This window comes from Alkalimarinus alittae (assembly GCF_026016465.1).
Lineage (GTDB): Bacteria > Pseudomonadota > Gammaproteobacteria > Pseudomonadales > Oleiphilaceae > Alkalimarinus > Alkalimarinus alittae.
This window is the reverse complement of sequence record NZ_CP100390.1, coordinates 1424626-1438503: the sequence shown is the minus strand read 5'-3', so window position 1 is coordinate 1438503 and position 13878 is coordinate 1424626. Positions and strand designations below refer to the sequence as shown.

The following is a 13878-nucleotide window of genomic DNA, read 5'->3' as shown; positions in this document are numbered from 1 at the left end:
TACCCGTATCATTTTGGGGCGGTAGACTAAAATTAGGCAGGCCTTATTCACACTTTTTTTAAGGTCTTATTAACACTATAGCTTGAAAATCAAAAAAAACACGAGCATCAAACTGTTCATTAATATCACAATATCAGAGACCAAATTATTTTTGATCAATCTAAAATTCAGCCTATAGTTAATAGTAGGTATATAAAAAATTCGATAGGCAATGATATGGCCGGTAATGGCGATGAAATTAAAATCGATAGCGAACTATTTGATGGATTAACGGCATTAGCGGCATCTGCTTTCCCCAAAAAATGCGCCTGTTGTGGAAGGTCTTATCAAACAGCAGAAGCGTTTATAAAAGCGACCGAAAAGATTCCTACTGCGACCTCCTCAATGAAGTCTTCAGTTGAAGATGATGGCTCTACTGTTGTTGAAGTGTTTCGAAATTGCCCATGCGGCTCTACACTAATGGATGAGTTTAATGATCGTCGAGACATGTCTGATAAAGGTAATAAGCGTCGACAGCACTTTAACCGTATGATGGACTATTTAGAGGAGAAAGGCATTCCTAAAGACGTATCAAGAGTTGAACTGATCAAGGTACTTCATGGGGAGAAAAGTAAAATCCTATCTACCATCCCTCCCCCAAAAACATCTTAACTACCCAGGAAAGTCAGAGCATCGCTGTTGCTGTTTTAACCGAGCCTCTTGCTTCAACTCACGCCGCTTTGCTATTACCTTTGCAGCTTCGTCGCCGACATGTTCTTCTCCTCGCTGAGAAGCTAAGTCAATTTGACGCTGACGTTCAGCATACCGTGCTTTTTGTTCATCACTACTCTTATCAAAACAATGCGGGCAGCTGACGCCAACTACATAGTGCTCACTTAACTTTTCTTGTTCAGTGATGGGGAACCTGCACGCGTTACATTGGTCGTACTGTCCCTTTTCGAGCTTGTGATCTACGGCAACACGATTATCAAATACAAAGCATTCACCTTCCCATAAAGTCTTTTCTTCTGGCACTTCTTCAAGGTACTTAAGAATTCCACCTTCAAGGTGATACACTTCATCAAAGCCTTTTTCTTTCAAAAACGCGGTAGACTTTTCGCAACGGATTCCTCCCGTACAAAACATCGCAACTTTCTTATGTTTTGCTGGGTCAAGATGCTTCTCAACATACTCAGGAAATTCTCGGAACGTCTCAGTTTGAGGATTTACAGCATTCTTAAACGTACCAATATTAACTTCATAGTCGTTACGAGTATCAACCAACAGAACCTCAGGGTCAGAAATCAATGCATTCCAGTCTTTAGGCTTAACGTAAGTGCCCACTACATGTTTAGGGTCAATACCTTCAACCCCCATGGTTACAATTTCTTTTTTCAGCTTGACCTTAGTTCTATTAAATGGAACACCTTCGTCATACGATTCTTTATAAGAAATATCAGCAAACCGGCTATCTGTTTTCAACCAATCCAACAGTGCATCAATACCTTCTCGACTACTTGCTACAGTTCCGTTGATACCTTCTTCGGCCAACAGCAGCGTGCCTCTCACTTCATTTTTGAGCATGACATCAAGTAAAGGCTGACGTAGCATTTCATAATCGCTAAGCGTTACAAATTTATATAACGCACAGACAACCGTTTGGGACAAGCTGACTTCTTTTTTAGACCCTTCTGCTTGCTTCAAAGGCCCATCTGTTTCTTTCAAAATCATAGTATTCACCTATCATGCGGTCTGGAACGTAAAACCAGAGCAATTTTTGGGGCTGGGATTGTAAACAAAAATCAACATTTTATCAGTAATGATTTGTCACGTTACGTTCAAATAACAACTATAAAATCAGCGCTTAAATAATGAACGCAAGGCCAATTATTAGACCTATGTACTATTTAATTTTCTATATTGCGTTATTATGATAACTCTATTAATTCACGGAAGAGCAAAAACAATATAAACCCATTCTAATAAAAATCGGGGCACTACATGAGAGTTTTTACTGTATTACTTGTAAGCCTAATATCTTCAAACGCTGCCGCTGAAATTCATACCTGCGAAATTAATCAACGAACAGTCTATTCAGATACACCCTGCAGCCATATCAGCAAAAACTATACATCCGCTAAAGCAGCTCATCCAACCTCACATTGGTGGGAAGATATCGACGGGCGCAACCAGTACAAACAGCCTGTTGTTCTAGACGGCCCGTTAGACGAACGAGTCGACAAAGTTGCTAGTATCATATCCGAAGCATGGCTAAAGTCTAATGACTGCCAAACAGCCATCAGCACAGGTCAAGAGGGGTATAACTGTAAAGACTTTTTACAATATATCGAACCAGACACCGCATTTTGGCAGGCAAGCCGCCAATACCAATCATTAAATTTCTATACAAAAAAGAAAGTTAAAAACCAACAGAAGATGACTAGCATCGAACAACAGATACATGATTTGGTGTCATTTAGAGCTGAGCTCAAGCAATACGTCAAAAAGCAGCAACCTGCCCAGCGATAGGACGTCAAATATACAGTTAGATAAACAGAAAAGAAACATCCTTGATCATAAATATCACGCGAATAAGGTGCTATACCAACGTGACCACAGCACTTTATTCGCCAGTGTTTTGACTATCGAGTCAGCATGTTCCCGCCTCAATGGTTTCGATGGCTTTTTCTCTCAAATCCTCTACATCTAGTTCACAAATGCCAAGGTAGTCTAATAAACTATCTTTTATGGATAGCCATTCATAACTCTCTTCGCTTTGACCCAATGTTTTAAACTCTTTGGTCACATACTCAGCCAACTTTAGAATAGCCATCAGCGTTGTGGTTTCTGTTCGTTCAGCCCCAAACAGCTTATTCAATAGATCAACATTGTGGTGATGCTTGATAACGTCGGTGACCATTTTAGGCAATTTCCATGATCTGGCTAGAAAAAAACCTAAGTCCGCATGGTTTGTTTTGTACAAATGACTTTCAACAACGGTAAATGGGTGTTGATCTTGGCCATATATTTTATGAAGTAAGCTCAAATAGTTTTTATGCTTCTGCATCATCAATGGGACGCCGCAATCATGAAACAACCCAACCATATACGCAGTATCCGGCTTACAGAGTTTAAGGTCTTTAGCGATAAAACCTGCAGCTACAGCGGCATCATCACTGGCTTGCCAGAATGACTCCAATGCTTTCATATCAACCGTTTCTTGAAATGAACTTTTTAAAAGCACTGCGTTAACCACGTTGATCACGCTATCAAGCCCTAACAACGTAACGGCTTCTTGAACCGATTCAATCTCTCTTGCCAATGAAAAAGCGGCCGAATTAACGACTTTAATAATGGCGCCAGCAACACTAGGGTCTTTTATTATGATTGAAGAAATTTTTTCTATGTCAGGATAAACAGCCGCTATATCCTGTAATATGTAAGGATGAGGAGGAATAATAACGCCTTTTAGCGCGTTTTCCGCATCTTTTTCATTAATTTCAATACTATCGGGCGTTGTTTTTTCAAGCATTATCGATCTGCCTTAGTTACCATCCATTACGTTTCGCTATTTAAATATGGTCAAGCGTAAACAACCTATATTAAAACTATAGCATAGCAATAAACTTTAAAATGACACTCTGTATTAACCACCTTATCAATAAATAGAGTCGGTTAAACTGAGCACAACGTAATAAATAAATGTAGTATACTGCCTCGATGACAAACCAGCACCCAACTCCCCCCCCCGCACGCAAGCCTTCAGCCCGACTAACTCAAGGCCCTGTTGATAAAACGCTTATAACACTTTCAAGGCACATGGCACTTGGTATCATATCGATTATCTTTATTAACGTAGTCGATACGTTTTATGTTGGTCAACTGGGAGCAAAAGAGTTAGCGGCAATTAGCTTTACATTTCCTGTAACCATGATAGTAATTAGCCTTGCGATGGGCTTGAGCATTGGCACCTCGGCTCTAGTATCTCGCGCTATTGGTTCAGGGGACCATGGCAGGGTTAAGCGCCTAACAACTGACTGTCTTGCTCTAGCCTTCATTCTGGTCTTTTTAGTCGCGTTAACCGGTTATCATACAATAGACCCAATATTTACCGCACTTGGCGCCTCAATGCCGCAAATAGACCTTATTCATGACTATATGTCTGTTTGGTATGTTGGCGTAGGGTTGGTGGTAATCCCCATGGTGGGTAATAGCGCTATTAGGGCAACAGGCGACACAAAGACTCCTAGTCGTGTGATGTTAGTTGCAGCGGCCGTCAACATTATTCTCGATCCACTATTAATTTTTGGGTTAGGCCCTTTTCCAAGGCTTGAGCTAACAGGTGCTGCATTAGCAACGCTAATCTCATACTCTTTAACCTTTCTTTTTTCGCTTTGGGTTTTAATTTTAAGAGAAAAAATGCTAACGATTGCTATACCGTCACTAGCAGACGTGTGGCGATCTTGGAGCAGCCTACTAAAATTGGCATTACCTGCCGCCACAACCAATATGATGGCACCCGTCACTATCGGTATTCTCACACACTTAGCCGCTTCATACGGAGACTATGCAGTAGCCGCGCTAGGCGTTGGTACAAGAATAGAGTCTTTAGCGATGATTGGGGTCATGGCGCTTTCATCGGTATTAACCCCTTTTATAGGTCAAAACTGGGGCGCAAAAAAGTACGACCGAGTGCAACAAAGCCTAAACTTTGCGATTAAATTCGCACTACTTTGGGGGGCCAGTCTTTGTATTGTTCTAGCCCTCAGCGCGCCTGTTTTATCCAGATTATTTTCAGACAATCCAGATGTTATTCATCTGATCGAAATGTTTCTGAGAATGGTGCCGATTAGCTATGCCGGCATGGGCTTAATCATCGTAACCAGTGCGACATACAATGCCTTCCACCAACCTAAACAGGCCGCTATTTTAGTGCTAACTCGCCTATTCATTTTAATGGTTCCCTTAGCCTTCATCGGCGCTCAGATATGGGGCGTAATAGGGATTTTTGCAGGTGTAATGATCGCCAATATCTTAGCAGGAATACTCGCTTTCACTCAATTGAAAAGAAAAATTCGTACACTAATGCCTTAAACCAACCGACCTGTGAGCGTTGCTGTGACAAATCTTCAATCTATACAAGAACAACTTCAGTTAGCCCCGTCTGTTTCTATGTCTGATAGTCGCGCGCTATATGGTTCAACTGAGTCTCTAGCGCTACTCAATATTGAAAGCCCTATGTGCAATGCAGTGATTGCGGTACAAGGTGCTCAACTTTTAGAGTTTGCCCCCAAGGACGCGACCCCTTGGCTTTGGTTAAGCCCTAAAGCGGTATTTCAAGAAGGGCATCCTGTACGCGGCGGCATTCCCGTTTGTGCACCTTGGTTTGGCGTCAACCACCAAGATGCCACCAAGCCTAAGCATGGTTTTGTGCGCACTCAAGACTGGCAACTCATCAACATCACAGAAAGCCCATCCGGCGTGATGAAGTTAGTCTTCCAGTTTCTGTCTGCAAAAGAGGATTTTTCACTATTCCCCCATAAATTCTCGCTCGAATTGACTCTATTACTGTCAGATCATATTGATATTTCATTTTCTGTAAAAAATTCAAGCCCCATTGAAATGCCATTTAGCTGGGCGCTCCACAGTTATTTTTGTGTTGACGATTTAAACCGTGTTCGCGTTACAGGGCTAGAAAATAACACGTATCTCGATGCCACTAACGCCTTAACGCCCATAACGCAAAGCGGCGCTGTATGCTTTAAAACCGAAGTAGATCGAGTGTACGAGAGCGTCGACACTGAGCAAGTAATTAAGGGGTCACCTTCTTTATCGATCAAAGGGACAAATTGCCCCACCGCTATCGTTTGGAACCCGGGGAGTGAATTAGCTGAAAAAATGGCAGACATTACCGTTAATCACTATGATGAGTATATCTGTGTAGAGCGCGGTGCAGCATTTGGCAACACTTGGCGTGTACCCCCAGGTCAATCTGCCACGGCTGAGTTGACTATATTAAAGAGTCACTAATGCAATGAAATTATATGAAGAGTATCTCTTACCTCACGTTATCAACTTAGCTTGTGGCAGCAAACCCATTTTGCGGCAACGAAACAAAATAGTCCCTTTTGCCGAAGGCCGCGTTTTAGAGGTTGGGTTTGGCTCGGGGCTCAACTTGCCTTTTTACAACCCTGAAAATGTCGAGTTTATCTGGGGCTTAGAACCCTCCTCGGGGATGCGCAAAAAGGCAGCTAAGAATCTCGAAAAGTCCGCTATAGATATAAAATGGTTAGACCTGCCTGGCGAAGAAATTCCACTCGATAATCATAGCGTTGACACAATACTCCTCACCTATACGCTCTGTACCATCCCCGACTGGGAAGCAGCATTAAACCAGATGAAACGAGTGCTTAAACCAGGAGGTAAATTATTATTCTGCGAGCATGGAGAAGCGCCAGACGAATCTATAAAACGTTGGCAGCAGCGCATAAACCCTTACTGGAAGCAGGTATCCGGTGGCTGTAATTTAAACCGCCCTATTCCTCAATGCCTTGAGCAGGCCGGTTTTACTATAATGAACATGGAAACTCGCTATCTACCATCCACTCCTAAAATTGCAGGTTTTAACTATTGGGGGTATGCTCAATACACGTAACTTAGCGTTCTTATGTAGTAGATCAAATATATTATTCACCCACGTTTTATAATGAATTATATAAGCTAATTAAATATATCTTCATTTGAAATGAGAATTTGCTGATGCTTTCAAAATCTGTACAGAGCAACGTAGTATCACAAATAAATAGCGACATTGTTGCCATCAACAACGCCATATTGCTGCATAAAAAATGGTTGGCTGAATGGAACAAAAAGCTTGTTTTCCAACTGCCTATCTCTGACGAATTTATACAGTCTAATGCCCATAAGCATTGTGGGTTTGGTCTTTGGTACTATGGCGAGCATAGTCTTTTTACCGAAGAACAAGACGAATTCCCACGGCTTGGTTCACTCCATATAGCGCTGCACGATAGTGTTAGACACATCTCTCTTAAAATAGCGAATAAGCAAGAATTAACGCCCGAGGATTACGATAAATTCACCGCCAAAGAGATCGAATTTACACTTTCGATGACACACCTTCGCGATGCTCTATTCGGCCAATTATATTCGTTTGATTACTTAACGGGCGTCCACAATCGTCAGGCATTATATGCATTATTAGAAAGAGAACATGCACGGCTAACCCGAACCTCAGGCGTTTCTAGCATCGTAATGGTTGACTTAGATTATTTCAAAAAGGTAAACGATCAATACGGACATCAAGCGGGCGATGAAGTACTGATGTTTTTCGCAAATTATCTAAAAGAGAGACTTCGCCCTTATGATTCGATTGGCCGTTATGGTGGTGAAGAGTTTCTACTTTGTCTGCCTGATACGAGCATCAACGATACTGAAGCCATTATGAACCGTATTAGAGAGGATCTGGCAGCCCAACCCATTGATATTACGGGGCTAGATGGTCAACCTTATAGCATTAAAATAACGGCGTCCTTTGGTGTATCCTCTATCAGTAAAAGACACCCGATTAGCGAGGCGGTTGAAACCGCAGATATAGCCATGTACCAAGCCAAATCTGCGGGCCGAAACCGTGTAAAAACCTATCATTACAAGGATCAGAGTAATTAATTATTTCTCTGCTTCGTCATACGCTTTTTTAACTTCATCAGCAATAATGGCGAGGCCCTTTTTCACTACAGCCTCATCTTGTGAATAGGTAATACGAATACACTCTTGCTTATGCTGCCAGTCATCATCGATACCCGGGAAAAAATAATGGCCCGATACCACCAGCACACCTCGAGCTTTAAGCCTTTCATAAAGCGCTTGGTTTGAAATCGGTAAATCTTTTAACCACAACCACAAAAACATTGCGCCTTCAGGCTTATGCAATAGATAAGGGTATCCATCAAGCCCGTCACCCAATAGCTTCACGGCTTTTTCAGCTTTACTCTCGTAATACGGACAAACAATATCTTTACTGAGTGAAATGATCTCACCCGATGCTACCATATCGTTCGCCAACATGCTGCCAAAGCTACCTGTTGCAAGATTCAAAATAGCATTAATGCCTGACATAGACGCGATCACATCTTCATTAGCAATGACGATTCCGGTTCTGGCGGCAGGCAATCCTAGCTTAGAAAGGCTTAAGCACAGAATGATATTTTCATTCCAGATGGGGGTCGCATCAGTGAAAATAAGGTGAGGAAAAGGCGTTCCGTATGCGCCATCTATAATAAGAGGCACACCATGGCTCTTAGCGATTTTGTCTAGCCGAGAGACCTCTTCATCGGTCAATACATTACCCGTTGGATTAGTCGGTCGAGAGACACAAATAGCGCCTGTCTCTTCAGTGATATGAAGCTTGTCAAAGTCAACATGATACTTAAATGTATGTTTATCAAAATACTCAAAGCTAGGCCTTGCGGCAGTAAAAAAATGACTAGTCAACCCAGCATCTGCATAGCCAATATATTCGGGCGCTAAGGGTAACTGTATTTTACGCTTAGAGCCATCATCGTAGTCGCCCGCAAACATATTAAACAGCATGAAGAATGCCGCCTGACTACCGTTGGTCAAGCCAATATTACGTTCGGTTAGGTTCCAACCATAGAGGTTATTCAAAAGTTTAACTAAATGACTAATAAACTCTTTCTCGCCTTGCGGTGGATCATAAATACCAATCAGTCGCTTAAACTGATTCTCGTCTGCCAAAATATCTTCTAAGCGTTGATGAAACTTAGCTTGAACTTCAGGTATATGCCCCGGATTACCCCCTCCCATCATGATCATATCAGACCCTGAAGATAGCGCATTCCCTAGGTCATCCATCAACGAAGTAATACCCGATTGACGGGTGAATTTCTCTCCAAATGCTGATAATTTCATCTACCTGCCCTTTAAACGCTTTAACACACGCATGCTATTAATATACGACTGAGTGGATAACAAAACCGCTCACTCTTCGTCTAATGAAATACCGATATTGCTCACCCCTTCATCAGAGGCTAATAGCCTAAGACCCGCTACGACATGTTGGTCGGGGACGCTTTCTTTACGTAATCGATCAACTAACTCTTCCTGAAAGGCCATTTCTCGCTTAATCAGGGAGCTTTGATCGAACACCTTAACTAACTCGTCTTCAGACAAGCCTTCGCCCTCGGTGGTCTCTATAAAATCCATCACGCCTTCAAACGAGTTTTGCGCCGTATCCGTCGCTCGGCGTTTCTCAGTATTAACTTGACTCAGCAATGCTTGCTCAAGCGTTTCACAAAAGCTGACCGCCGTCACCGCGCCAAACATATCGTACTCTGCGAGATCTGGTACGTTTTCTTCAAGCAGTTCCAGTAGCTCGATGTAGCGATCTTCTTCTGCATTCTCTACTAGTGCGGCCCAACCTTGCTCTAAGCAATTAGTAACGGCTTGTGCACCAGAAAACTCAACAACCTGAGAAAATAGCGCAAAATTAGGGTACGCCCTTTCTGCTAGCGCTAAAATAAAGGCGGTTTCTCTCCAGCCTTTTAGCTGTGCAAGATGCCGCTGAAACTGATTCGCTTTCACACTAACCTCGTTAAAAAATAGTAACTCAGGAGTCCATTGAATAATTTTACTAAGATGATATTTGAAAAATACTATTTTAACGGTTATAGCGGAATTTAACGAACAGTTTTCATAACCGATTGGTGATAAACCGACAGCAATGTCGAAATGGCAGAAGCTAAGTCGGGGCCAAATGATACAATACCATCCCTATGCCCCTTCATCGCGAACACCGGCGCAATCGACTTGGCTGAGATATCGTTTGCAACACTAACCACTGCAGCAGCCATATCAGTTGTACCGTATGGAATGTCGGCACATGTAGTAGGTAACGACAATCGTTCTGCTAATCGCCATATTAAAGGCGAATGCACATGGACAACCGCGCCAACAGAAGGGAATTCATTATATAGCACACCATGGGTCAATGACTCGGACGAAGGTTTACACTCGCCTAGCGCGATTAAATGATTAAGTTTAGGGAAGCAACGAGTCACAACCGCGCAATGCTCAGAGCTTAAATAAGGAAGATGTCCTGTTTGACTGCCCGATATCAAAAAGGCATTTTTGATATTCTGGTGAGTCTTTTCTGCCAACAAGCAAGCCGCCTCCGTTGGTACTCGAGTTGATATATTACCAAAACCTAGCCCCCCATAGCGTTGAGGGTCTTGACCTACTAATTTTAGATTGAACAACACATGCCGCCACATGTCGAGCAGTTCTACCGGCATGCATGAAGGAATAGGTTGCTGATTAAACAGTAGCTTATATTTAATCACCCCTTCTCGTTCATGTCCCTCTTCACATTCACCACGACCTTGTTGTAAGTCACCAACAAATGCTTGATTTTGATCTTCTAATTGCTCGCTATCCATAATCACTTTAATTTATTTTTATCTTGCTAATGCTCATCAAACCAATAGCTGCAGCCAAAATTAATACCACCACAAAATAGTTCCAGCCAAACCACTCATAGACTAAACCGGGTAACACTGACCCTAGTACGCCACCCAAATAATAAAAGGTCAAGTACAATGCATTAACCAAGCGTCGTTTTTCACCTGCGACAGTGTTCACCCACGCCGCTGCAATAGAGTGCACTAAAAACATAGCACCACAGAAGACAAACAATGATATAAACAAAATGTTTATGTCATTAAACACCGTCATTGCAATCGCTAATGTATAGATTATAAAACCTATCATTAGGGTACGATGATCTCCACCTCCTAGTATAGAAAGTTTAGACGACAGTAGCGAAGTCACAACCCCTAATAAATAACCGCTATACATTAAACTAATAAATATACCTGACGCTTCAGAGTTTAGGTCACTGACTCTAAAGGGTAAAAAATTCATCATCGCTGAAAAAATAAAAAACAAACAACTAACCGCTAAAAAGACATATCCTAGCCCACGATCAAACAGTAGAACCTTAATGTCGTGCCAATTAATTTGGTCGTCTTGCACTGCAGATGTATTCTCTCGCCCAAAAGGAGCGCACGCCATCACCACTAACAGAACAGACAGCAAATAAAAGAAATAACGCCAATCACTATAGTCTGCAAAAAAACCGCTAATTAATCGACCAAACAACCCCCCTAAAATCGTCGCCGTTACATAGGCAGACATCGCTTGTTTTATTGACGTTGGTCCTGCACATCTTGAGGTTAATGTCATCACCGAAGTAAGCAATACAGGCAGTAAAAGCCCTTGGCAAAAACGAATAACCAGCAATAGCGTAAAGTCATTCGCTAAAACAAAGCCGGTTGTGGTTAATGCCAATAACAACAAAGAAATACGCAGCAACCTTTCAGGGGAATACTTTGATAGCAGACGGCCAAATGTTAACGGAGCGATAAACAGCGGAAGCATAGTCGCCGTCGTTAGCAATCCAGTTTGAGTTTCTGATAACCCTAAACTAATAGAAAGTAAGGGAAATAACGGCTGTGGGGCATAAAGAACAAAATACGCCAGAATTGACGCTACTAATAGCGGCAGTATTTGAACAATACGCACACAAAAAACCTCTTACGGATCGAAATGGGGGGATTTAAAGCAAGACAAACAAAAAAGGAGCCCTTAAGTTAATCAGAGGACTCCTCAAATAGTTCATTATCAATTCAACATATTAACAATGCTATGCTCTTAGCAATGTTAAGTTCTTGGTAATGTTACGCCAGTTTGACCATGATACTTACCACCACGATCTTTATAACTTGTTTCACATTCTTCATCTGACTCAAAAAATAACATTTGAGCCACACCTTCATTAGCATAAATTTTTGCGGGCAATGTGGTGGTGTTAGAAAACTCTAATGTTACATGGCCTTCCCATTCTGGTTCGAGAGGCGTCACGTTAACAATGATACCGCAGCGCGCATAAGTTGATTTACCAAGACAAATCGTTAATACGTTTCTTGGGATCCGGAAGTACTCAACCGTACGAGCCAATGCAAATGAGTTGGGTGGAATAATGCAGACATCACTTTGAACATCAACAAAACTATTTTCGTCAAAATTCTTCGGGTCTACTGTCGCAGAATGTACATTAGTAAATATTTTAAACTCATTACTGCAGCGCACATCATAACCATAGCTTGATGTACCATAAGAGATTATACGACCCTGTTCGTCTTCACGCACTTGGCCTGGTTCAAAAGGTTCGATCATGCCAGTTTGCTCGGCCATTCTTCGAATCCATTTGTCAGACTTGATTGTCATCTTAGTTCGTCTCGTTAATTATGTTCTTTGAATGAATGCTTTTTATACTAAAAATAAGGTGGCAATCATACCCTGATCTGATACTTTTAAAAAGACAGTAATGCAGTCTCACTCACAAACACACTCGTCCATCATGACATTAAGGCATTAACACTCCCTCATATGAGCCAAACTCACGCACTTTTATCCATCAACAAACTCCTGGTTTTTCATGTTGGACCGGTTGATATGCAGATCTATACCCAACAAATCGTTGGTCTTAGTGGCCCCTCTGGATGCGGTAAAAGTGTTTTTTTAAAATCTCTTGCTGACCTTATTGAAAGCCGTGGCAACATTAAGCTAGCAGGCATCCATAGCAAAGCTATTGAAGCGCCTAAGTGGCGACAAAAAGTTCAACTTGTTCCCGCAGAAAGTTTTTGGTGGCACAACACGGTGGGCGAGCACTTTCAGCATCCTATGAATAAAGACCACTTAGTACGATTATCATTAGCCACCGATATCGCCCGGAACCCCGTTAACCAACTTTCAACAGGTCAAAAGCAACGTCTCGCTCTGCTCAGGTCGCTTGAAAAAAAGCCTCAGGTTTTATTATTAGATGAACCCACAGGAAGCCTAGATAATGAAAATACTGCAAGTGTTGAATCACTCGTAAGAGATTATCTAACCAACAATAATGCGGCGGCAATTTGGGTAAGCCATGACCCAGAACAGCTAAAACGAGTGGCAGATATATCATTTAAAATGGAAAATGGAAAAATAGAGAGTGTTCAAAGATGAGTAGCGTAAGCCTAAGTGTATGGGACTTTGTTGCAACGTCTTTTTTGATCCTTATTCTTGCTGCTATTAGTTTAAAGCAGCAACTCAACCTTCATAAGCAACTTATTATTGCGGCAATAAGAGCAACAGTACAGTTATTGTTGATCGGCTTTATTTTACGTTGGCTATTTGGTGACATTAACCCGCTATGGCTTATTCTAGTGGCTTCCGTCATGCTATTGGCTGCCGGCCGCGAAGTAATCAGTCGCCAACAGCGCCCTTTTACAGACAGTTATGGTTACTTATCAACTGTTTTATCAATGTTTCTATCTTCATTTATACTCACTATTGCCACGCTGACCATCGTGATTCAAGCAGACCCTTGGTATTCTCCCCAATATGCTATTCCGCTACTCGGCATGCTGCTCGGTAATACCATGAATGGCATTTCTATTTCTATGGATCGACTCACCTCAACAGTATGGCTCCAGCAGCAGGTCATTGAACAACGATTAATGTTAGGCGAACAAAGCAAAGAAGCATTAGCCGATATCAAAAGAGATGCCATGCGTGCCGGCATGATACCGTCTATCAATGGCATGGCTTCTGCCGGTATAGTCGCGCTACCAGGAATGATGACAGGACAAATTCTAGCAGGAAGCAGCCCTATTGAAGCGGTAAAGTATCAAATACTGATACTCTTTTTAATCTCTGCCGGATCAGGCTTTGGGATTTACGCATCTCTTAAGCTTGGAAGCCGTCATTTATTTGATAAACGACACCGTCTTCGCCTAGAGCGTCTAAAAAGTGATTAATTTA

General features: G+C 42.0%; 15 protein-coding genes. 8 read left to right on the top strand and 7 right to left on the bottom strand.

The genetic code is table 11. The features are described 5' to 3' along the window. Positions 1-216 precede the first annotated feature (216 nt). Entirely contained in the window at positions 217-651 is a 435-nt protein-coding gene (locus NKI27_RS06530) for a hypothetical protein (RefSeq protein WP_265048874.1), read from the top strand. Here NKI27_RS06530 and trhO read toward each other — a convergent pair whose 3' ends face one another. Then, entirely contained in the window at positions 652-1647 is a 996-nt protein-coding gene (trhO, locus tag NKI27_RS06525) for an oxygen-dependent tRNA uridine(34) hydroxylase TrhO (protein ID WP_265049481.1), read from the bottom strand. Positions 1648-1980: 333 nt separating this feature from the next. On the opposite strand from trhO, the gene NKI27_RS06520 reads away from it, so the two are divergent. After that, positions 1981-2508 (top strand): hypothetical protein, encoded by a 528-nt coding sequence (locus NKI27_RS06520; protein ID WP_265048873.1) that lies wholly within the window; start codon positions 1981-1983, stop codon positions 2506-2508. 121 nt (positions 2509-2629) lie between these two features. On the opposite strand, the gene NKI27_RS06515 is transcribed toward NKI27_RS06520, so the two are convergent. After that, positions 2630-3511 (bottom strand): HDOD domain-containing protein, encoded by an 882-nt coding sequence (locus NKI27_RS06515; RefSeq protein WP_265048872.1) that lies wholly within the window; start codon positions 3509-3511, stop codon positions 2630-2632. A gap of 188 nt (positions 3512-3699) precedes the next feature. On the opposite strand from NKI27_RS06515, the gene NKI27_RS06510 reads away from it, so the two are divergent. The 4 genes from NKI27_RS06510 to NKI27_RS06495 all read left to right on the top strand — a co-directional run bounded on the left by NKI27_RS06510 (position 3700) and on the right by NKI27_RS06495 (position 7665). Beyond that, positions 3700-5073 carry an MATE family efflux transporter gene (locus NKI27_RS06510; protein ID WP_265048871.1) on the top strand — a complete coding sequence of 458 codons (1374 nt, stop codon included), beginning with the start codon at positions 3700-3702 and terminating at the stop codon, positions 5071-5073. 24 nt (positions 5074-5097) lie between these two features. Beyond that, entirely contained in the window at positions 5098-6009 is a 912-nt protein-coding gene (locus tag NKI27_RS06505; RefSeq protein ID WP_265048870.1) for a D-hexose-6-phosphate mutarotase, read from the top strand. A gap of 4 nt (positions 6010-6013) precedes the next feature. After that, complete coding sequence (locus tag NKI27_RS06500; RefSeq protein ID WP_265048869.1) at positions 6014-6634, top strand: class I SAM-dependent methyltransferase; 621 nt, start codon at positions 6014-6016, stop codon at positions 6632-6634. Positions 6635-6738: 104 nt separating this feature from the next. After that, on the top strand, positions 6739-7665 hold the full coding sequence (locus NKI27_RS06495; RefSeq protein WP_265048868.1) for a diguanylate cyclase: 927 nt from the start codon (positions 6739-6741) through the stop codon (positions 7663-7665). On the opposite strand, the gene NKI27_RS06490 is transcribed toward NKI27_RS06495, so the two are convergent. From NKI27_RS06490 to dcd, 5 genes are all read right to left on the bottom strand, one after another. Continuing rightward, entirely contained in the window at positions 7666-8928 is a 1263-nt protein-coding gene (locus NKI27_RS06490; protein WP_265048867.1) for a valine--pyruvate transaminase, read from the bottom strand. Positions 8929-8997: 69 nt separating this feature from the next. Next, entirely contained in the window at positions 8998-9600 is a 603-nt protein-coding gene (locus NKI27_RS06485) for a YjaG family protein (protein ID WP_265048866.1), read from the bottom strand. A 95-nt stretch (positions 9601-9695) separates the two neighbouring features. After that, positions 9696-10454 carry a class II aldolase/adducin family protein gene (locus tag NKI27_RS06480; protein WP_265048865.1) on the bottom strand — a complete coding sequence of 253 codons (759 nt, stop codon included), beginning with the start codon at positions 10452-10454 and terminating at the stop codon, positions 9696-9698. 7 nt (positions 10455-10461) lie between these two features. Beyond that, entirely contained in the window at positions 10462-11598 is a 1137-nt protein-coding gene (locus tag NKI27_RS06475; protein ID WP_265048864.1) for an MFS transporter, read from the bottom strand. Between the two features lie 138 nt (positions 11599-11736). Beyond that, a complete protein-coding gene (dcd, locus tag NKI27_RS06470; protein ID WP_265048863.1) occupies positions 11737-12303 on the bottom strand; it encodes a dCTP deaminase in 567 nt (188 codons plus the stop codon). A 228-nt stretch (positions 12304-12531) separates the two neighbouring features. Between dcd and NKI27_RS06465 the strand changes: the two genes are divergently transcribed. Then, positions 12532-13080 carry an ABC transporter ATP-binding protein gene (locus NKI27_RS06465; protein ID WP_265048862.1) on the top strand — a complete coding sequence of 183 codons (549 nt, stop codon included), beginning with the start codon at positions 12532-12534 and terminating at the stop codon, positions 13078-13080. Then, positions 13077-13874, top strand: a complete 798-nt coding sequence (locus NKI27_RS06460; RefSeq protein WP_265048861.1) for an ABC transporter permease — start codon at positions 13077-13079, stop codon at positions 13872-13874. The genes NKI27_RS06465 and NKI27_RS06460 overlap by 4 nt, the downstream gene beginning before the upstream one ends. The last annotated feature ends 4 nt before the right edge of the window (positions 13875-13878 follow it).